This window comes from Streptomyces sp. NPDC029044, assembly GCF_040637495.1.
Lineage (GTDB): Bacteria > Actinomycetota > Actinomycetes > Streptomycetales > Streptomycetaceae > Streptomyces.
The window spans coordinates 35,574-54,115 of sequence record NZ_JBEZWN010000051.1 but is presented as its reverse complement, the minus strand read 5'-3'; the positions used below and the strand labels follow the sequence as shown (position 1 = coordinate 54,115).

Annotated in this window: 15 protein-coding genes; 3 read left to right on the top strand and 12 right to left on the bottom strand. The window is 72.3% G+C overall.

Annotated features, from left to right (window positions below; translation table 11 throughout):
- Positions 1-379 precede the first annotated feature (379 nt).
- Positions 380-1,387: a stage II sporulation protein M gene (locus tag AB0E85_RS30275; RefSeq protein WP_361933721.1), complete on the bottom strand. Its 1,008-nt coding sequence runs from the start codon at positions 1,385-1,387 to the stop codon at positions 380-382.
- A 128-nt stretch (positions 1,388-1,515) separates the two neighbouring features.
- On the opposite strand from AB0E85_RS30275, the gene AB0E85_RS30270 reads away from it, so the two are divergent.
- A complete protein-coding gene (locus tag AB0E85_RS30270; protein WP_361933718.1) occupies positions 1,516-2,544 on the top strand; it encodes an RDD family protein in 1,029 nt (342 codons plus the stop codon).
- A gap of 38 nt (positions 2,545-2,582) precedes the next feature.
- On the opposite strand, the gene AB0E85_RS30265 is transcribed toward AB0E85_RS30270, so the two are convergent.
- From AB0E85_RS30265 to AB0E85_RS30230, 8 genes are all read right to left on the bottom strand, one after another.
- Positions 2,583-3,197 carry a hypothetical protein gene (locus AB0E85_RS30265; protein ID WP_361933716.1) on the bottom strand — a complete coding sequence of 205 codons (615 nt, stop codon included), beginning with the start codon at positions 3,195-3,197 and terminating at the stop codon, positions 2,583-2,585.
- 134 nt (positions 3,198-3,331) lie between these two features.
- Positions 3,332-4,789, bottom strand: a complete 1,458-nt coding sequence (gene ahcY, locus AB0E85_RS30260; protein WP_361933714.1) for an adenosylhomocysteinase — start codon at positions 4,787-4,789, stop codon at positions 3,332-3,334.
- Positions 4,790-5,112: 323 nt separating this feature from the next.
- Positions 5,113-6,087 (bottom strand): cation diffusion facilitator family transporter, encoded by a 975-nt coding sequence (locus AB0E85_RS30255; protein WP_361933712.1) that lies wholly within the window; start codon positions 6,085-6,087, stop codon positions 5,113-5,115.
- Between the two features lie 154 nt (positions 6,088-6,241).
- Entirely contained in the window at positions 6,242-7,393 is a 1,152-nt protein-coding gene (gene manA, locus AB0E85_RS30250) for a mannose-6-phosphate isomerase, class I (protein WP_361933709.1), read from the bottom strand.
- A 55-nt stretch (positions 7,394-7,448) separates the two neighbouring features.
- Positions 7,449-8,576, bottom strand: coding sequence for an SIS domain-containing protein (locus tag AB0E85_RS30245; RefSeq protein WP_107457155.1), 1,128 nt, complete (start codon positions 8,574-8,576; stop codon positions 7,449-7,451).
- Between the two features lie 111 nt (positions 8,577-8,687).
- Positions 8,688-8,858 carry a Trm112 family protein gene (locus tag AB0E85_RS30240; protein ID WP_361933706.1) on the bottom strand — a complete coding sequence of 57 codons (171 nt, stop codon included), beginning with the start codon at positions 8,856-8,858 and terminating at the stop codon, positions 8,688-8,690.
- A gap of 70 nt (positions 8,859-8,928) precedes the next feature.
- Positions 8,929-10,293 carry a phosphomannomutase/phosphoglucomutase gene (locus AB0E85_RS30235; protein ID WP_361933703.1) on the bottom strand — a complete coding sequence of 455 codons (1,365 nt, stop codon included), beginning with the start codon at positions 10,291-10,293 and terminating at the stop codon, positions 8,929-8,931.
- A 213-nt stretch (positions 10,294-10,506) separates the two neighbouring features.
- Positions 10,507-10,929, bottom strand: a complete 423-nt coding sequence (locus AB0E85_RS30230; RefSeq protein ID WP_361933700.1) for a DUF3499 domain-containing protein — start codon at positions 10,927-10,929, stop codon at positions 10,507-10,509.
- A gap of 294 nt (positions 10,930-11,223) precedes the next feature.
- Here AB0E85_RS30230 and AB0E85_RS30225 point away from each other — a divergent pair, with 294 nt between their 5' ends.
- Positions 11,224-11,679, top strand: coding sequence for a metallopeptidase family protein (locus AB0E85_RS30225; protein ID WP_361933727.1), 456 nt, complete (start codon positions 11,224-11,226; stop codon positions 11,677-11,679).
- Positions 11,680-11,701: 22 nt separating this feature from the next.
- On the opposite strand, the gene AB0E85_RS30220 is transcribed toward AB0E85_RS30225, so the two are convergent.
- From AB0E85_RS30220 to AB0E85_RS30210, 3 genes are all read right to left on the bottom strand, one after another.
- Positions 11,702-13,234 (bottom strand): DUF5719 family protein, encoded by a 1,533-nt coding sequence (locus tag AB0E85_RS30220; protein ID WP_361933698.1) that lies wholly within the window; start codon positions 13,232-13,234, stop codon positions 11,702-11,704.
- Positions 13,231-16,938, bottom strand: a complete 3,708-nt coding sequence (locus AB0E85_RS30215; RefSeq protein WP_361933695.1) for a glycosyltransferase family 2 protein — start codon at positions 16,936-16,938, stop codon at positions 13,231-13,233. Before AB0E85_RS30215 ends, AB0E85_RS30220 begins: the two co-directional genes overlap by 4 nt.
- A 162-nt stretch (positions 16,939-17,100) precedes the next feature.
- The gene (locus AB0E85_RS30210) at positions 17,101-17,364 is read right to left on the bottom strand and encodes a WhiB family transcriptional regulator (RefSeq protein WP_010034659.1); all 264 of its coding nucleotides are present in this window, start codon (positions 17,362-17,364) and stop codon (positions 17,101-17,103) included.
- Positions 17,365-18,021: 657 nt separating this feature from the next.
- Between AB0E85_RS30210 and AB0E85_RS30205 the strand changes: the two genes are divergently transcribed.
- A complete protein-coding gene (locus AB0E85_RS30205; protein ID WP_361933692.1) occupies positions 18,022-18,528 on the top strand; it encodes a cysteine dioxygenase family protein in 507 nt (168 codons plus the stop codon).
- The last annotated feature ends 14 nt before the right edge of the window (positions 18,529-18,542 follow it).

Below are 18,542 nucleotides of genomic sequence, written 5' to 3'. Positions count from 1 at the left end.
CACCCTCTCGGGCTTTCCTCCGGGCGCTTCCCTTCGGTCTTGCGTTTCCGACTCTATCAGATCTTTCCGACCCGATTTCCTCGGTGCTTTCCAGGGTTCCGCTTCCGCGTTTCCCTTTCCGGCGGTTCCGACTTTATCAGAAGTTTTGGACCGGACTGACCGGCCGCTCATTTCCGATTCATCGGGAGAGGCTTCAATGAAATCAGTGTTCCAAGAAGCAGATAGATGTTCACTGTGGCTGGTCAGGAGCTAGAGCTCATCTCCAGGCAACTGTTCGAATCTACCTCCCCGCACTCGCCGTGTCAACGGCTCCTGTGGGGCGAAGAGGAGACTAGCAGCTGAACAGAGGTGGTCGCACATCCGGCGGTGGGCGGGACGATCAGGCTGCCGTGGGGACGGTCGCGCTGCGTTCCGCCCCCTCGACGTCACCTGTCTCTCCGGCACGGGCTGCACGGCCGCCCACGACGTAGACGTAGGCCAGGAAGGCCACTTCGGCGGCGATCCCGATGGCGATGCGAGCCCAGGTGGGGAGGCCGGACGGGGTGACGAAGCCTTCGATGGCGCCCGAGACGAAGAGGACCAGGGCCAGACCGATGGCCATGCCTATGGCGGCTCGGCCTTCTTCCGCGAGCGCCGTCCGCCGCGTCCGGGGGCCGGGGTCGATGAGGGTCCAGCCCAGACGCAGGCCGGTGCCGGCCGCGACGAAGACCGCGGTCAGTTCGAGGAGGCCGTGCGGGAGGACCAGGCCCAGGAACGTGTCGAGGCGGCCGGCCGAGGACATCAGGCCGACGCCGATGCCGAGGTTGAGCATGTTCTGGAAGAGGATCCAGAGGACCGGGAGTCCCAGGAAGACCCCGAGGATGAGGCACAGGGCGGCGGCCCAGGCGTTGTTCGTCCAGACCTGGGCGGCGAAGCTCGCGGCCGGATGGCTGGAGTAGTACGTCTCGTACTGACCTCCTGGGCGGGTCAGCTCCCGGAGTTCGCTGGGGGCCGCGATGGAGGCCTGCACTTCGGGGTGGGTACCGATCCACCAGCCCAGGAGAGCCGCGACGGCCGTGGACAGGAGCGCGGTGGGCACCCACCAGTGGCGCGACTTGTAGACGGCGGCCGGGAAACCGTGGGCCAGGAAGCGTGTGACATCGCGCCAGGAGGCGCGGCGGGTGCCTGTCACGGCATTACGCGCGCGTGCCACCAGCTGGCTGAGCCGACCGGTCAGCTGAGGATCGGGGGCGCTGGACTGGATCAGGGAGAGGTGCGTCGCCGTGCGCTGGTAGAGGGTGACGAGTTCGTCGGCTTCCGCGCCGTTGAGGCGGCGCTGGCGGCGGAGCAAGGCTTCGAGTCGGTCCCACTCCGCTCGGTGGGCGGAGACGAAGACGTCGAGGTCCATCGGGGTGCCTGCTCCTCGGCTGGTCGTCGGAGGCTCGTCGTGGATCAGCTTGTCGTACTACGGTGCGATGCGCCCTCAGCTTGGCAGACTGGCCCTGTCGGGGGCAGGGCAGGGGAAGGACGGCAGGCGTGAGTGAGCTGGTGACGGGCGAGGCTGTGGCGTTGGAGCTGCGCCCCGCGAGGCTGCCCAGCAGGGCGCTGGCCGTACTGCTCGACCTGGTGGCGGTCATGGCGGTCTACGTGGCGGTGACCATCGCGCTGGTCGTTTCCACGGCGTCGCTCGACGAGGCGGCGCAGACGGCGCTGTCGATCGCCACGTTCGTTCTCGTGCTGGTGGGCGGGCCGATCGCGGTGGAGACGCTCAGTCACGGGCGGTCGCTCGGGAAGATGGCGTGCGGGCTGCGGGTGGTGCGGGACGACGGCGGGCCGATCCGGTTCCGGCATGCGCTGGTGAGGGGCTTGATCGGCGTGGTCGAGATCCTCATGACCTTTGGGATCGTCGCCTGCATCGCCTCGTTCGTGTCGGCGCGCGGGCGGCGGCTGGGGGATGTGTTCGCCGGGACGCTCGTCGTGCGGGAACGGCTTCCGGTCACGCGGACCGGCTTTGTGCCGCCTCCTCCGCCCTGGCTGGCGGGGCGGTTCTCGGGGCTCGATCTGTCCGCGGTGCCCGACGGGCTGTGGCTCGCCGTCCGGCAGTACCTGACGCGCATGCAGCAGCTGGATCCGCAGGTGGGCTGGTCGATGGCGGAGCGGCTCGCGTCGGATCTCGCCGAGCGGACGGGTGCTCCCGTGCCGCGGGATGTGCCGCCGGCGGCGTATCTGGCCGCGGTCGTGCAGGAACGGCAGGCGCGGGAGGCCCGGCGGGCCTTCGGGAACGACGCGGCCCAGGCGACCGCATCCGCATCCGCATCCGCTGCGCCTCCGGCTCCTGCTCCTGCTCCTGCTCCTGCTCCGGCGACTGGCGGCCCGGTGGGTACGGGCGGGACACCGGCAGCGGGCAACGCCCGGACTGCGGGCTCGACACCGGCTGCCTCTGCGCCGCCGGTCCGGGCGCCCGAGGTGGGGTCCGAGCCGTCCGGCGGGGAGCGGCGGTCCGCGGAGTCTCCGGCTGCCTCAGCCGGAGAGCGGCCCGGCACCGGGTTCGTGCCGCCGGCGTAGGGGAGGGTGGCGCCGGCCGGCCGGGGCCGGCGGCCTGCTCAGGTGAACACCGACGGCGGTGACTCCAGGTCTTCGAGCTCGATGCCGGGGGCTGCGAGCACCACGTCGCCGGCGATGTGCACGGTGTGCTGCTCGCCCGTGTCCAGGGCTGTGACCTGGTATTCGTCCACGGTCAGGGGGCCGTTGTCAGTGGCGTGTGCTTCGCTCTTCACCAAGGCCCAGGACTGGTCCACGGTGCGCGGGGCGAGGACCGGGTCCGTGAAGGCGACGAGGCGTACGCGGGTGGCGGTCGGGGAGGGGGTGAGGCGCAGGAGGCGGGCGGTGGCGACGAGGAACGCCGGGGACGTGCCGGTGAAGGCGTGGGCGCGCACATTGCCTTCGGTGGCCTCGGTACCGGTGGGATCGGTGCGGACCCAGGTCACGCCGTCGAGAGCGGCGCCGCGGACCTGCCAGGAGGCGGCGTGCAGTTCGAGGCGGAGGGGGCGGCCCAGTTCGTCGAGGGTGAGGTCGACGGAGCCGTGGTGGTCGCCTGCGGGGGTGGTCAGCTGGGAGACGTAGCGCCAGCCGGAGGGGCCGGGGGCGCACTGGAAGTGCTCTTCTGCGAGGGGGGTGTGATCGTGCGGATCATGGAGCGAATATCGGCCGCGGGGCATGGGGGTCCTGGGTCTTGACGGGCTGGGCCGGTCGCCGGTCCGTCAAACGGGGCAGGCCCCCGGCACGGGGGTGCGGGGGCCTGCCTCGGAGATCTGAACCGGGTGCCGGCTGACCGGCAGCGGTGCTGCTCGGCTCAGTAGCGGTAGTGGTCCGGCTTGAACGGGCCCTCGACCTTCACACCGATGTATTCGGCCTGCTCGGGGCGGAGCGTCGTGAGCTTCACGCCGAGCGCGTCGAGGTGGAGGCGGGCGACCTTCTCGTCGAGGTGCTTGGGCAGCACGTAGACGCCGGTCGGGTACTCGTCGGGCTTGGTGAACAGCTCGATCTGGGCCAGGGTCTGGTCCGCGAAGGAGTTGGACATCACGAACGACGGGTGGCCGGTGGCGTTGCCCAGGTTCAGCAGGCGGCCCTCGGACAGGACGATGATCACCTTGCCGTCGGGGAAGGTCCAGGTGTGGACCTGCGGCTTGACCTCGTCCTTGACGATGCCGGGGATCTTGGCGAGGCCGGCCATGTCGATCTCGTTGTCGAAGTGGCCGATGTTGCCGACGATGGCCTGGTGCTTCATCTTGGCCATGTCCGCGGCCATGATGATGTCCTTGTTGCCGGTCGTGGTGATGAAGATGTCGGCCTTGTCGACGACGTCCTCGAGGGTCGCGACCTGGTAGCCGTCCATCGCGGCCTGGAGGGCGCAGATCGGGTCGATCTCGGTGACGATCACGCGGGCGCCCTGCCCGCGCAGGGACTCCGCGCAGCCCTTGCCCACGTCGCCGTAGCCGAAGACGACCGCGGTCTTGCCGCCGATGAGGACGTCGGTGGCGCGGTTGATGCCGTCGATGAGGGAGTGGCGGCAGCCGTACTTGTTGTCGAACTTCGACTTGGTGACGGCGTCGTTGACGTTGATCGCCGGGAACAGGAGGGTGCCGTCGCGCTGCATCTCGTACAGGCGGTGGACGCCGGTCGTGGTCTCCTCGGTGACACCGCGGATCTCGGAGGACAGCTGGGTCCACTTCTGGGGGTTCTCGCCCAGGGTGCGGGTGAGCAGTTCGAGGATGACGCGGTGCTCGTCGGACTCGGCGGTGTCGGGCGAGGGGACCTTGCCGTCCTTCTCGTACTCGACGCCCTTGTGGACGAGGAGGGTGGCGTCGCCGCCGTCGTCCAGGATCATGTTGGGGCCGCCGGTGGGGCTGTCCGGCCAGGTCAGCGCCTGCTCGGTGCACCACCAGTACTCGTCCAGGGTCTCGCCCTTCCAGGCGAAGACCGGGACGCCCTGGGGGTTGTCCGCGGTGCCGTTCGGGCCGACGGCGATGGCCGCGGCCGCGTGGTCCTGGGTGGAGAAGATGTTGCAGGAGGCCCAGCGGACCTGCGCGCCGAGGGCGACCAGGGTCTCGATGAGCACGGCGGTCTGCACGGTCATGTGCAGGGAGCCGGTGACGCGGGCGCCGGCCAGGGGCTGCGCCTCGGCGTACTCCTTGCGGATCGCCATCAGGCCCGGCATCTCGTGCTCGGCGAGGGTGATCTCCTTGCGGCCGAACTCGGCCAGGGAGAGGTCGGCGACCTTGAAGTCCTGTCGGTTCTCGACAGTCGTCATTGCGAGCTGCTCCTCGGGGTTGGGTCGAGGGTGGGTACGGCTGGTCTGCACGGCGGCGGACACAGGAGTGCCCGAAAGAGGACACAGGCATGCCCGCGTACGCGCAGCGCAGTCCGTCGGAGGCCCTCTCTCCCTCGGCCGGTCCGCATCGGACCACCCGACCGCCATCAGCAGCGACGTCTGGCTCCGTCCCAAGCTACACCGGGGGCGGGGGCGAACCCCAGCCCGCCCGTGAATCCCCCGAGCGATCAGCGGCGGGTCCGGGGACGGCGACGGGGCCCGCCGGTTGGTCCGGCGGGCCCCGTGGGCGCAGGCGGGAGAGGTCAGTGGGCCGCGGGGGCCGGGCCTCCGGGGGAGGCCTCGGGGTCGGGGCCCTTGGCCGCCTCGGCCTCGCTGTAGACGTCCGGTTCGAGGTAGATGACGCGGGCGATCGGGACGGCGTCGCGGATGCGGGACTCGGCGGCGTCGATGGCGGAGGCGATCTCGGTCGCCGTGTCGTCGTGCTGGACGGCGATCTTGGCGGCGACGAGGAGCTCGTCGGGGCCGAGGTGGAGCGTGCGCATGTGGATGATGCGGGTGACCGTCTCCCCGTCCACGAGGGCGGCCTCGATCTTCTGGGTCTCCTCGGCGCCCGCGGACTCGCCGAGCAGCAGCGACTTGGTCTCGGCGGCGAGGACCAGGGCGATCAGGATGAGCAGGACGCCGATGCAGAGGGTGCCGATGCCGTCCCAGACGGCGTCGCCGGTGAGCAGGGCGAGGCCGACGCCGCCGAGGGCGAGGATGAGGCCGACCAGGGCGCCGAGGTCCTCCAGGAGGACGACCGGGAGCTCAGGGGCCTTGGCGTGGCGGACGAAGTCCTTCCAGGAGCGCTGGCCGCGCAGGGCGTTGGACTCCTTGATGGCCGTGCGGAAGGAGAAGGTCTCGGCGATGATCGCGAAGACCAGGACGCCGACGGGCCAGTACCAGTGCGTCAGCTCGTGCGGGTGCTTGATCTTCTCGTAGCCCTCGTACAGGGCGAACATGCCGCCGACCGAGAAGAGGACGATGGAGACGAGGAAGGCGTAGATGTAGCGCTCGCGGCCGTAGCCGAAGGGGTGTTGCGGGGTGGCCTCGCGCTTGGCCTTCTTGCCGCCGACCAGGAGCAGCGCCTGGTTGCCGGAGTCGGCGAGTGAGTGGACGGACTCGGCGAGCATCGACGACGAGTTGCTGAAGATGAACGCCACGAACTTCGCTACCGCGATCGCGAGGTTGGCGGCCAGTGCCGCCACGATCGCCTTGGTGCCGCCTGACGCGCTCATATGTTCGCGATGTCCCTTCGTACGCCGTTTTTCAGGGCCGGGACGCCGCCGTGTGCGGCGTCCGTGGCTTTGCCCGTGCTTGACGGTGGGCCATTGTTGCAGCCCGTTCCGGCCGCGGTGTCTCAGGTCACCGGCACGGGGGGCGTCGAAACGGTCAGGCGATGACGGTGGCCCGGAAAAGCGTTCCCGTTCCGGACACTTCGGCCTTTTCGTCGGCCGGGACGAAGACGGACGCGCCGGGGGTCAGCTCGTGCTCGCCGACGCGGACCGTACCGGCCGTGCAGAGCAGGATCTGGGGGGCCGGGCGCGTGAGGTCGTGGGCGGTACCGGCTTCGGGCAGGACGTAGCGGGAGAGGCGGAACTCGTCGATGGGGGTCTCGTAGACCTCCTCGCCGTCCGGGGCGGCCTCGGGGCGCAGGACGCCGGGGTCGCCGGGGAGGAAGCGGACGATGCGCAGGAGTTCGGGGACGTCGACGTGCTTGGGAGTCAGGCCGCAGCGCAGGACGTTGTCGGAGTTGGCCATGATCTCCACGCCGAGGCCGTTCAGGTAGGCGTGCGGGATGCCCGCGCCGAGGTAGAGGGCCTCGCCGGGCTGGAGCCGGACGTGGTTCAGCAGCATCGCGGCGATGACGCCGGGGTCGCCCGGGTAGTGGTGGGCGATGTCGGCGTAGGGGGCGTAGGCGCCGCCGAGGCGGTCGCAGGCGGCGGCTGCTTCCGCGACGGTCCGGGACATCTCGTCGGGGTCGGCGGTGAGGATCGCCGTGAGGACCTCGCGCAGGGCGGCGTCCTCGGGGTGGGCGTGCAGCAGGTCGACGTAGGGCTTGAGGGAGTCGACTGCGAGGTCGTCGAGGAGGGCCGCGGCCTCCAGCGGGGCGCGGAAGCCGCACAGGCCGTCGAACTCGGTGAGGGCGCAGATCAGTTCGGGTTTGTGGTTGGCGTCCTTGTAGTTGCGGTGCGGGACGTCCACGGGGATGCCGCGGCGTTCCTCGTCCGCGTAGCCCTCCTTCGCCTGGGCGAGGTCGGGGTGGACCTGGAGGGAGAGCGGGGCGCCCGCGGCGAGGAGCTTGAGCAGGAAGGGCAGCCGGGGGCCGAACTTGGCGACGGCGGCGGGTCCGAGTTCCTTCTCGGCGTCGGCGCCGACGATCTCGACGAGTGTGCCCCGGTCGGTGCGCGAGGGCGCGCCGGGATGGGCACCCATCCACATCTCCGCCTGCGGTTCGCCGGTCGGTTCGACGCCGAGCAGCTGCGGGATGGCGGTCGGGGAACCCCAGGCGTAGGGGCGGATGGTGTTGTCGAGGCGGTCCATGGCGTTCTCTCTGGGTGTGCGGGGGTGCGGGCGCTTCAGGGTGTCCCGGGCAAGATCAGGCCCTCGAAGCGAGCGCCAGGTAAACCGCGGCGAAATCCGTGATGGCGATCAGTTCCGCGAGGGTCTCCAGTTCGTCGCCGGCCTCCGGTTCCAGCTCGCTGATCGGTGTGTCGTGGCTGAGTGCGAGGTCCCGGGCGCCGGGGGCGGCGGTGAGGCCGCCGATGGGGCGGTCGCGGAGCAGGACCACGCGCGCGTGCAGGGCGGGTGGTTCCTCGACGCGGTCGCGGAAGAAGTCGTCGGGGTCGGCGCTGGCGGCCAGTGGTCCGGCGAGCAGGGCGCCGTGGGCGGCTAGTGCCTCGGGGAGTTCGGCGACGACCGCGGGGGTTCCGGACAGTTCGGCCAGGGCGGCGGCGAAGCGGCGGCCGGCCGGGCCGGCCGAGATGCCCTCGGTCCAGACGACCGGGAGTGCGTCGGCCAGTTCGGCCGCGAGGGTCTTGGCGGCGTTGCTGTACGTGGCGATGGCCGGGCCGCAGCGTTCGGCGACGCGGTCGAGGCGGTCGGCGACCTTGCCGAGGGCGTCCGGCGGGGCGGCGAGCACGCCGGTGCGGTCCAGGAGCGCCAGCAGCGGGGTGAGCAGGGCCCACAGGACGCCGGGGGCGGACGCGGCGAGGGGCTCGTCCTGGTCGTACGGGGCGGTGGCCATGGGGACGAACAGGCCGTGCACGCCGGCGACGGCATCGGCGAGCGGGGTGCGGGCGGGTGCCACGGCGACGACGGTGCAGCCCCGGCGGTAGGCCTGCTCGGCGAGGAGGGAGAGGCCGGGTTCGGTGCCGTCGGGGGTGGTGATCAGCAGGAGGTCCACGGAGCCGACCCAGCCGGGCAGTTCCCACCGCAGGGCGCCCGCGGCGGGGGCGACGCCGGTGGGGGCGAGGCGGGTGACCGGGCTGCCGGCGCCGGCGAGCGTGCCGATGAGGTCGGCGGCGTGGGTGGCGGCGGCACCCGGGCCGGCGATGAGGACCGCGCGGGGGCGGCCGTCCGGCTTGAGGTCCCCCACGCCCGCCTCGGCGGCGTGGCGGGCGGCGGTGCGGACGCGGGCGCCGGCTTCTGCGGCGCCGCGGAGCAGTCCGCGGTGGTCGGCCTCGGCGAGGCCCTCCGGGGAGTCGAGCAGCGATTCGTCGAGCATGGGCGGCAGCTTCCCATCGCCGGGGTCCGTTGTCGGGTGTCCTGGATCGTGCCCGCTGTGCCGGGGGCTATGTGCACCGTGGTTTCGCGGGGGTGCGTGCGCCCCCGCCGGTCACGCGGGGCGGCGGGCCTCGTCGACGAGCAGGACGGGGATGCCGTCGCGGACGGGGTAGGCCAGGCCGCAGCTGCTGTCGGTGCAGATCAGTTCGGCTTCCTGCTCCTTGAGGGGGGCGTGGCAGGCCGGGCAGGCGAGGATGTCGAGGAGGCCGGATTCGAGGGGCATGAGGGGTTCCTCCGAGGTGCGGGCGCGTGGGGTCGTGCCTGGTCAGGTTACCGCCGGTGGGGGTGGGGCCTCAGCTCCTGATGATCCCGAGCACCTCGTCGCGCACCCGGGCCATCGTCGCGGCGTCCCTCGCCTCCGCGTTCAGGCGCAGGAGCGGTTCCGTGTTGGACGGGCGGACGTTGAACCACCAGTCGGCGGAGGAGACCGTGAGGCCGTCGAGCTCGTCGAGGGTGATGCCCTCGCGGGTGCCGTACGCGGAGCGGATCGCGGCGAGGCTGGCCTGCTGGTCGGCGACGGTGGAGTTGATCTCGCCGGAGCCGGCGTAGCGGTCGTACTGGGCCACGAGGGCGGACAGGGGGCCGTCCTGGCCGCCGAGGGCCGCCAGGACGTGGAGGGCGGCCAGCATGCCCGTGTCGGCGTTCCAGAAGTCGCGGAAGTAGTAGTGCGCGGAGTGTTCGCCGCCGAAGATCGCGCCGGTGCGGGCCATCTCGGCCTTGATGAAGGAGTGGCCGACGCGGGTGCGGACCGGGCTGCCGCCGTTCTCCTCGACGACCTCGGGGACCGACCAGGACGTGATCAGGTTGTGGATGATCGTGCCCTTGCCGCCGTGGCGGGCCAGTTCGCGGGAGGCGACGAGGGCGGTGATCGCCGACGGGGAGACCGGTTCGCCGCGTTCGTCGACGACGAAGCAGCGGTCGGCGTCGCCGTCGAAGGCGAGGCCCAGGTCGGCGCCTTCCTCGCGGACCCGCTTCTGCAGGTCGACGAGGTTGGCCGGGTCGAGGGGGTTGGCCTCGTGGTTGGGGAAGGTGCCGTCGAGCTCGAAGTACATCGGGACCAGTGCCAGCGGCAGGCCGGCGAAGACCTCGGGGACGGTGTGCCCGCCCATGCCGTTGCCCGCGTCGACGACGACCTTCAGGGGGCGGATGGAGGTCAGGTCGACCAGGGAGCGCAGATGGGCCGCGTAGTCCGACAACGTGTCACGGCCGGTGATCGTGCCCGCCTTCGCGGCCGGCGCCGGGGCGCCCGACTCGCTCCAGCCCTCGACCAGTTCGCGGATCTGCGCGAGGCCGGTGTCCTGGCCGACCGGGGCGGCGCCCGAGCGGCACATCTTGATGCCGTTGTACTGGGCCGGGTTGTGGGAGGCGGTGAACATGGCGCCGGGCAGGTTCAGCGCGCCCGACGCGTAGTACAGCTGGTCGGTCGAGCAGAGGCCGATCTCCGTCACGTCGGCGCCCAGGGCGGCCGCCCCGCGTGCGAAGGCACGCGACAGGCCGGGTGAGGAGGGCCGCATGTCGTGCCCGGTCGTGATGGCGCTCGCGCCGGTGACCCGTACGAAGGCCGCTCCGAAGAGCTCGGCCAGGGACTCGTCCCACTGGTCGGGGACGACTCCGCGTACGTCGTACGCCTTCACGACCTGCGACAGATCAGCAGCCACGGCCAACCTTCCTGAAAAAGTACTGTCGGTCCGCCCAAACTACCCTCGCCCCCCGGCAGCGCGCCGGGCGGATGCCAAGAGGACCCCCAGCCGTAACCTCAGGTCAGGGCAGCACCTTGCGCAGCAGGTCGCCCTCGCGACCGGCGAGGACGGAATGGTCATGGCCGCGCCAAGCTCGGTCAATGGGCGCGTGTGTGGGGACCCGAGGTGGGGTCAGTTCTCGGGCGACCGCAGGACCCGCAGATGGCCGCGTCGCGCGACCTCCCTCGGGTCCGCCCCACGCCCTCCGCCGCCGGCCTCGGCCGCCCGCTCCTGGGGACGGGCCGCTTCGCGCACGGCGTTCGCGAGGGCTTCCAGGTCGTCGCCGCTGGGGCGGGCCGGGGCCGAACCGTCGAGGAGCCGGACGACCTCCCAGCCGCGCGGGGCGGTGAGGCGCTCGGAGTGCTCGGCGCACAGGTCGTAGCAGTGGGGTTCGGCGTAGGTGGCGAGCGGGCCGAGGACCGCGGTCGAGTCGGCGTAGACGTACGTCAGCGTCGCGACGGCGGGACGGCCGCAGGCGGTGCGCGAACAGCGACGTACAGGGCTCACGACGTTGGACGGTACCGCACTCTTGAGCGGGCCGCGACGACTCTCCACCAGGTCACCCCACCGTGTCGGGCTGTGAAACGCCCCACACACCCCTCTGGGCACACCGCGCTGACCTGCCGGGACGTAGCTGCCCGGAGTCCCGAACGGTGCCGCAAGCGGTCGACAGTCATCACAAAACCCTCAATTGCCGTGAGGTCGCCGGTCTCGGCGGGATACGGATTTGAGCCCAACCTTGGCTTGAATGGTCATGTAACGACATGCCGTGCGGCGCGGCCGGAAGCAGCCCGTGCCGCCGTGCGGTGCCGGGCGCGGGGGCTCGGCGGGGACTACCCTTCACCAGTGATGGACAAGCCCGTACCGCCCCGTGCCGCCGCCCCCGGGCCCCGCCGCCGTGATCGACACGGACGGGGCATGCGCGGCCCCATCGCACCGCCGCAGGTGCCACTCGCCGCGAGCCGCGCGGAGGCGTTCGCCGATCTGGTGCAGGACTCCGTGGAGCGCCTGGAGCGCCGGTGGCCCCAGCTCGCCGACATCGACTTCCTGGTCCTGGAGGTGCCGCGGCTCGACGGGTCCGGCCAGGCCTGGAACGACGAGGCGGTTCCGCTCGGCGGCACGATCAGCGCGCGCGAGGGCCGCCCCGCGCGCGTGGTCGTCTACCGGCGGCCGGTGGAGATCCGCACCAAGGGCCGCGACGAGCGGGCGGCGCTGGTGCACGAGGTCGTCGTCGAGCAGGTCGCCGAGCTCCTCGGACTGACGCCGGAGACGGTGGATCCGCGCTACGGCGAGGACCAGGGCTGAGCCGGCTTCCCGCGCGGCCGACCTACTTCTGGAGCACCGACAGGTCCTCGTCCGCCTCCGGGACGGCCACCGTGCCGCGGTCGTCCGGCAGTGTCTGCACGGTGAAGGCGGGGACGCCGCCCTCGCTCGCCGCCAGGGTGCGGGCCCCGTAGACCGGGCCGCCGGAGACCGGCTCGACCGTGAGCGCGTAGGTGCCCTTCAGGCCGCCGGGGACCGGGGGCTCGATGTCCTGGGTGGTGCCGGCCTTGATCGTGTACGTCTTCGACACCGGGGTCCCGCCCTCGCTGCCGGCCGAGGCGGTGACCTTGACCGTGGCGGCGGCGTTGGGGGCCGTCAGGGACAGGGTGCTGCCCTTGCCGCTGTTGTCCGCGGACGTCGCGCGCGTGCCCACGGGGCGGCTGGCGGGGATGAACGCCGTCTCCTGCTTGTCGCCCTTGCCGCGTACGACCCGCAGGGCCGCCACGACCGGCACGGACCGGTCCGTCGGCGTCAGGACCAGGGAGCCCGCCTCACCGCGGGTGACGTCGCCCAGGTCGACGGCGGTCGTCATGCCGCCCTTGACGTGCACGGTCTCGTGACCGGCCGGGGTGATCAGCCCGGAGGGGGAGGCCAGGCGCACCTTCAGGTCCGCGTCGGCGTCGGCGGGGGTGAAGGCGACCAGGCGCACGGAGGTGGCGTCCTTGGGGATGCCGGGCAGGACCAGGCTGCCCGAGGGGTCCGCGGACGCGGGCAGCCAGTCGCCGCCGAGCTTGTCGTCCAGGGCCTGCACGGCGGCGCCCACGCGTCCGCTGCGGACGTTGACGTGCACGGTGAGGTCGGTCTGCCGCTCGTCGGTGAGGGTGGACAGCAGGACCGGCTCGCTGGAGCGCGGCGGGACCGTGATGCCCTCCCCCACCGCGGACTTCAGCGCGCCGTCCTTGCCGTAGAGCTCGATGTCGACCACGGCGGCCGAGTCGTCGGGGTTGGTCAGGTGGACGTAGTCGGTTCGGTCGGCGTCCGTGCTGACCCCGGGGAACCAGAAGTCGGTGTCCGGAGCGGTGCAGTTGACGCCCTGGAGGCCCCGGCCCGTCCCCGCCGCGACCTCGGTCGTCTCCTGGACGGTCCAGCCGGGCGCGAACCTGCCGTCCGCGGTCCCGACGAGGGCTGGCGCGTCGCCGCCGGAGCTGTCGCCGGTGACCGGCTTGCCGGGCTCCTTGGGAGTCAGCACCGGTTTTGCAGGCTTGTCCTTGCCGGACTTCCCGTCGTCCTTGCCCGTGCCTTCGTCCTTGCCGTCGGCCGGGGCGTCCGCCGACTCCTCCGCGGCCGCCCGCAGTTCGGCCTTGCCGCCGCTCCCGGTGCCCTTCGTGACGGGCGTGAAGGACGTGTAGGACGTCTCGGCGAGGTCGGACGTGCTGGGCGCCGGGCACAGCAGGCTCGTGCGCTCCACGGGCAGTTGGGCGGCCGCCTTGGCGGCGGTGTCCGTGCCCGGGGCGTCCGGAGCGGACAACGCGGCGAAGCCGGTGACGGCGGCGAGCGCGGTCGTGCCGGCGATCAGGGACAGGGTGGTGCGGTTCACTGCTGGCTCCCGTCGGGACGCTCACTGCCCGTGCCGTGGGGGTGGTGCTGCTGCGCCGGGTCGTACGGCGTGCCGTAGCCCTGCTGGTAGGCCTGGTCGTAGCCCTGCTGGTCGTACGGCGGGTTCTGGCCCTGCCCCCCGTACGCGTACGGGTCGTACTGGCCGCCCTGATAGGGGTCCGGCTGGTACTGCTGCCCGTAGGCGTCCGCCGGGTACTGGGCGTTCTGGTACTGGTCGCCGTAGTCCGCGTACTGGCCGCCCTGGTAGGCGGCGTTGTCCCTCCCCCAGGCTCGAACATCCTCGCCCGGGGGGACCCCCACACCCTGGTTCTGCTGCTGGGGCACGGCCACCGGCGGCTGCTGCGGTTGCGGGGGCGGGAACTCCTCGGGTCCGGCGGGCCCGGCGGCCTCTTCGGTCCCGGATTCGGCCTGGGCGCGCAGGCGCCGGGCGCGGCGGCCCTCGCCGGCGACGGCCTGGGCCGGGACGGCCGGCTCGTCGGGGAGGTCGTCGTCGATGTCGCGGCGCCGGCCGGGCAGGGCGAGCACCACCAGGACGACGGCGAGCAGGCCCTGGGCCCACAGCCAGGCCGTGTGGCCGATCGGGTCGTCGTAGGTGACGTCCAGCCTGCCGCCGGCGGCGGGGAGTTCGAAGCCCTGGGCCCAGCCGTCGACCGTCGTGGGGGTCAGCGGCTTGCCGTCGAGCGTGGCGGACCAGCCGTCGGAGGCGGAGTCGGCGAGGCGCAGCACGCGTCCGTCCGCGCCGGTCGGGATCGTCGTGCGGATGTCGACGGGGCCGGCGGCGACGGGCTGCGGGGTACCGGCGGATCCGGAGGCGGGGGCGATGGTGGCCCGGGCGACCTCACGGTTGACGCGCCACAGCGCGCCGCCGTCCTGCTGGCTGAGCCGGGTCAGGCCGGGCGTGGCGTCGAGGACCCGCGTGACCTCGCGGGGCGCGCCCTGGTGGACGAGGACGTAGCGCACGGCGAAGCCGCCGAGCTGGTCGGCCTGGTCGGCGCCGGAACCGGCGACCAGATGGGCGACGACCTTGTCGAGCCTGCTGTTCTCCCCGTCGGCGGCGGCGATCTCGCCGTCGCCGAGGCGGGCGCCCGAGCCGCGGACCAGCATGTAGCCGACATGGGCGCCGGAGTCGCTGTCGAGGACGAGCGTGCGGGCCTGGTCGCGGGTGCCGCTCTCCTCGGCCACGAAGGCCGGGACCTGGGTCGGGTCGCGCCGCTCCAGTGGGCCGTCGGCGCCCCGGATCATCCAGCCGGCGGCGATGAGCAGCGGGCCCGCGGCCGAGGCGAAGGCGATCAGCACGGCGACCGGCTGGCGCCAGCCGAAGCTCTGCTCGGCCACCCGCGCGCGTGCCCCGTCGGCGCCGAGCGCGGCGGCGGCGAGCAGGGCGATGCCGTAGACCAGGGTCGCCGGGCCGGCCCAGGTGGAGCCGTTGGACAGGACCGCGAAGACGAAGCCGGTCAGGGCGACCGCCCAGGCCGTCCAGATGCCCGCCTGTCGTTCCGAGCGCACCAGGGCGGCGAGGGCGGCCAGGACGATGCCGATGAGCATGAGGCCGCTGACGGTGCCGGGGCCGCCCGGGCTGGCGCCGAGCAGGTCGAGCGCGGAGGCGGCCGAGGCGCCGTAGTCCAGGCCCGCTTCCTTGAGGAAGCCGAACGGGAGCAGCGTCAGCGACCAGGGCGCGAGGAGCAGCAGGGGGGTGCCGAGCTGGGCGAGGAACCGCAGCCCGTAGGCCGTGATGTCGCTCCGGCGCAGCACCAGCAGTCCGATGCCGAGGAGCAGGGCGATGGGCCACACGATCGGCGTGAAGGCGGTGGTGACGGTCAGCAGCAGCGCGTACGCCCAGGTGGCGCGCCAGCTGCCGCGGGCTCCGGCGGAGTTCGTCAGGCCGCCGGCCGCGATGCCCGCGCGGGCGATGAGGGGCAGCAGCACGGCCAGGACGGCGGTGCCGATGCGGCCGCCGGCGAGGGCGCCGGTGGCGGCGGGCAGGAAGGCGTAGACCACGGCCGCCCAGGCGCGCAGCAGCCGGGACTCGACGAGCGGGCGGGAGGCGAAGTAGGCGGCGACTCCGGCCAGGGGCACCGAGCCGACGAGCAGGACCGTGACGGCGAGGCCGGTCGAACCGAGCAGCAGGGACGCCAGCATCGCCACGAGCGCGATGTACGGCGGCGCGGACGACGTGCCGCCGGGGCCGACCGGATGCCAGGCGTCCAGGTAGCGCGACCACAGCTCGGCGGAGTCGGCGGGGGCGGGCAGCAGGGCGCCGCCGGCGAGCGCGCCGCCGCCCAGGAGCTGACGGCAGGCGACCAGGGAGACGAGCAGCAGCACCAGGAAGAGCACCGGGCCGGGCTTGCGTGCGATGCGCTTGAGCCGGGCGAACTGCTCGATCTCCAGGAAGTCGGCGTCGTCGCCGCCGGGGCCCGACTCCACGGCGCCGCCGTGCCGGCCCGCGCCGGCGGCGACCTCCGGGTCGGAGCGGCCCACCAGGCTGCTCGCGACCTGCTCGACGGTGACGCGGACGGTCGCGCCGGGCGGCGGGAACAGCGCCCGCAGCTCGCCCTTGTCGATGCGGGGTGCGCCTCTGCCGCGCCGCCCGGCGAGGATCCGCTCGGGCCGGAGCAGCGTGCCCAGCAGGCCGCGGATCTCGTCGACGGCCTGTCCGGGGACCTTGCCGACGAGGTAGGCGACGGTCCGCAGCAGGGTGCCGAGCACGATCCGCAGCATCACCCACGGGAGTACGGCCGTGCGCGAGTTGACGAGGAGGGTGTAGACGGCGCCGGCCTTGTCGACCTTGTGCGGGGAGGCGGCCGTACGGCCCATGCAGTCGACCGTGCGGCGCTCGCGGCTGGACGCCTCGGCGTGGCGGACGACCGCCTCGGGGGCGACCAGGACGCGGTAGCCGGCCGCGTGCGCGCGCCAGCACAGGTCGACGTCGTCGCGCATGAGGGGCAGGTGGCGGTCGAATCCGCCGAGCTGCTCGAAGACGTCGCGGCGCACGAGCATGCCGGCGGTGGACACCGAGAGCACGGTCCGGACGTGGTCGTGCTGGCCCTGGTCCTGCTCGCGGCGGTCGAGGCCGGTCCAGCGGCGGCCGGAGTTGGCGATGGAGACGCCGACCTCCAGCAGCTGCCGCCGGTCGTACCAGCCGCGGAGCTTGGGGCCCACCACGGCGACGTCCTCGCGGCCCAGCTCGTACTCGTTCTCCACGACCCGCAGCAGCTGGGCCAGGGCGTCCGGGTCCGGGGCGCAGTCGTCGTGCAGCAGCCACAGCCACTGCACCGGCTCGCCGTGCGGCAGCTCGGGAAGGTCGTAGGCGTCGTCGCGCCACGAGCGCGTGACGGGGTCCCAGCCGCTGGGGCGCTTCAGGTACGGCAGCTCGTCCGGGGTGAGGACCGGGGCGGTGCGGTCGCACTCCTCGACGGCCTGGCCGAAGCCGGTGCGGCGGGCGAGGTGCAGCACCCGGTCGGCGCCGAGGGCGTCGGTGACCAGCTGGGCGGAGGCGTCCGCGCTGCCGGTGTCGGCACCCATCGCGTACTGGACGGGGCGCTCCTGGCCGAGCAGCCCGGCGAGCGCGTCGGGCAGCCAGCGGGCACCGTCGTGGGAGACGAGGACCGCGGTCACCACATGGCGCGGGAACTCAGGTGTGGCAGCGGCGTCGTGATGAGCTGCCGAGTGGCTGTGCACGGACATCGAGGTACGGGCCCCGGTTCGGTGGACTGCGGTGGACGCCCGCGCCTTCAGGGGGCGGTGGGGCGTCTCGGACGAGCGACCACACTATCGGCTGCACGGAAGACGGCCCGCCGCCTGTGGATAACCCACGGACGACGGGCCGTTCACGCAGAGGGTGGGGCGTCAGACGGCCGCCTTCTTCAGCCGGCGGCGCTCCCGCTCGGACAGGCCGCCCCAGATGCCGAATCGCTCGTCGTTGGCGAGGGCGTACTCAAGGCACTCGGAGCGGACCTCACAGGCGAGGCAGACCTTCTTGGCCTCCCTGGTCGAGCCGCCCTTCTCGGGGAAGAAGGACTCGGGGTCGGTCTGGGCGCACAGCGCGCGCTCCTGCCAGCCGAGTTCCTCGTCCGCGTCGTCGACCAGCAGTTGCTGCACCGTCTCGGTCATGTGCGCCCCTCGTCTGTCTTCGCGTCCCCGTGATCTAGCCGTTACCGATTCCGGCTGAACGACACGAGTGAAATTACAAGTGTGCTGCTCCGGGCGAGTCAAGCCGAGATCTGCTATTGAGCCCCTTATTCACTCTGCGGAACCAAGCCCATGCGGAAAGTGTTCAAATCACCATAAAACCTGACACACGGGCGGAGCCCGCGTGGGCCCACGCCTTCCGCCGGACCCCTCGCAGACCTCTACAGGGAAGGACGCCCAGGAGTTCGATCTCGTTCCGACACGCACGTCGAAGCGAAACGGATCACAGTCGGATCACGACTACGCAACGGGGTTTGTGCGCCCGGTTGGACGCCATGTGTCCCGGGCGGGCCATGAACAAACCTTTCATCTGAGCGATCGACCGGATGAGGTGAACCACATCCCACATACCGGGTGTCGAGTTGACAGTGAAGGTGTGAACCGGTGTCCTTGTGGGCATGCTCGCGAACTTGGCACCCACCTCGACCCGCACCGCCGGGTCCCACGGTGCTGCCCGCGCTCGCTGTAGCTGTTGCTGTCCCAGCTGTTGAGCCCCACCCGCTCCAGCTGAAGGCCGAGCCACCCACAGCTCGGCTCCCGTTCCCTCTGACCTTCCTTCACTGAGGAACCACGCACCCCATGAACAGCGACAGCGACCTCCAGATCGCCGGCGACATCCTCGAAGTCACGCACCTCCTCCAGACCCCCCGCGAGCACCCGGCCACGGTGGCCGAGTTCGTCGGCCTGGCCCGCTCCCTCGCCGAGGACCGCTCCCAGTGGGAGCACCTCGTGCGCTACGACGCCACCACCCGCTGGTACCACCGGCTGCGCACCGGCCCCGGCTACGAGGTGTGGCTGCTGTCCTGGGTCCCCGGGCAGGGCAGCGGGCTGCACGACCACGGCCGCTCCTCCGGTGTGCTGACCGTGCTGGACGGCACGCTGACCGAGCGCACGGAGCGGGGCACGCGCGCCTTGCGGGCGGGCGCGCAGCGCGTGTTCGCGCCGGGGTACGTGCACGAAGTCGTCAATGACGCGCTGGAGCCGGCGGTGAGCCTGCACGTCTATTACCCGGGCCTCACCGAGATGCCGATGCACACGGCCCCGCACTGCGAGGCCCCGGCCGTCCCGGGTGCCCTGACTGCCTGACCCGGATGTCGTAG

Coding starts and splice junctions, on each gene's coding strand:
- AB0E85_RS30275 (WP_361933721.1), bottom strand. CDS start 1,387: ATGGACCTCGACGTCTTCGTCTCCGCCCACCGAGCGGAGTGGGACCGA.
- AB0E85_RS30265 (WP_361933716.1), bottom strand. CDS start 3,197: ATGCCCCGCGGCCGATATTCGCTCCATGATCCGCACGATCACACCCCC.
- ahcY (WP_361933714.1), bottom strand. CDS start 4,789: ATGACGACTGTCGAGAACCGACAGGACTTCAAGGTCGCCGACCTCTCC.
- AB0E85_RS30255 (WP_361933712.1), bottom strand. CDS start 6,087: ATGAGCGCGTCAGGCGGCACCAAGGCGATCGTGGCGGCACTGGCCGCC.
- manA (WP_361933709.1), bottom strand. CDS start 7,393: ATGGACCGCCTCGACAACACCATCCGCCCCTACGCCTGGGGTTCCCCG.
- AB0E85_RS30245 (WP_107457155.1), bottom strand. CDS start 8,576: ATGCTCGACGAATCGCTGCTCGACTCCCCGGAGGGCCTCGCCGAGGCC.
- AB0E85_RS30240 (WP_361933706.1), bottom strand. CDS start 8,858: ATGCCCCTCGAATCCGGCCTCCTCGACATCCTCGCCTGCCCGGCCTGC.
- AB0E85_RS30225 (WP_361933727.1), top strand. CDS start 11,224: ATGGACAAGCCCGTACCGCCCCGTGCCGCCGCCCCCGGGCCCCGCCGC.
- AB0E85_RS30215 (WP_361933695.1), bottom strand. CDS start 16,938: ATGTCCGTGCACAGCCACTCGGCAGCTCATCACGACGCCGCTGCCACA.
- AB0E85_RS30210 (WP_010034659.1), bottom strand. CDS start 17,364: ATGACCGAGACGGTGCAGCAACTGCTGGTCGACGACGCGGACGAGGAA.
- AB0E85_RS30205 (WP_361933692.1), top strand. CDS start 18,022: ATGAACAGCGACAGCGACCTCCAGATCGCCGGCGACATCCTCGAAGTC.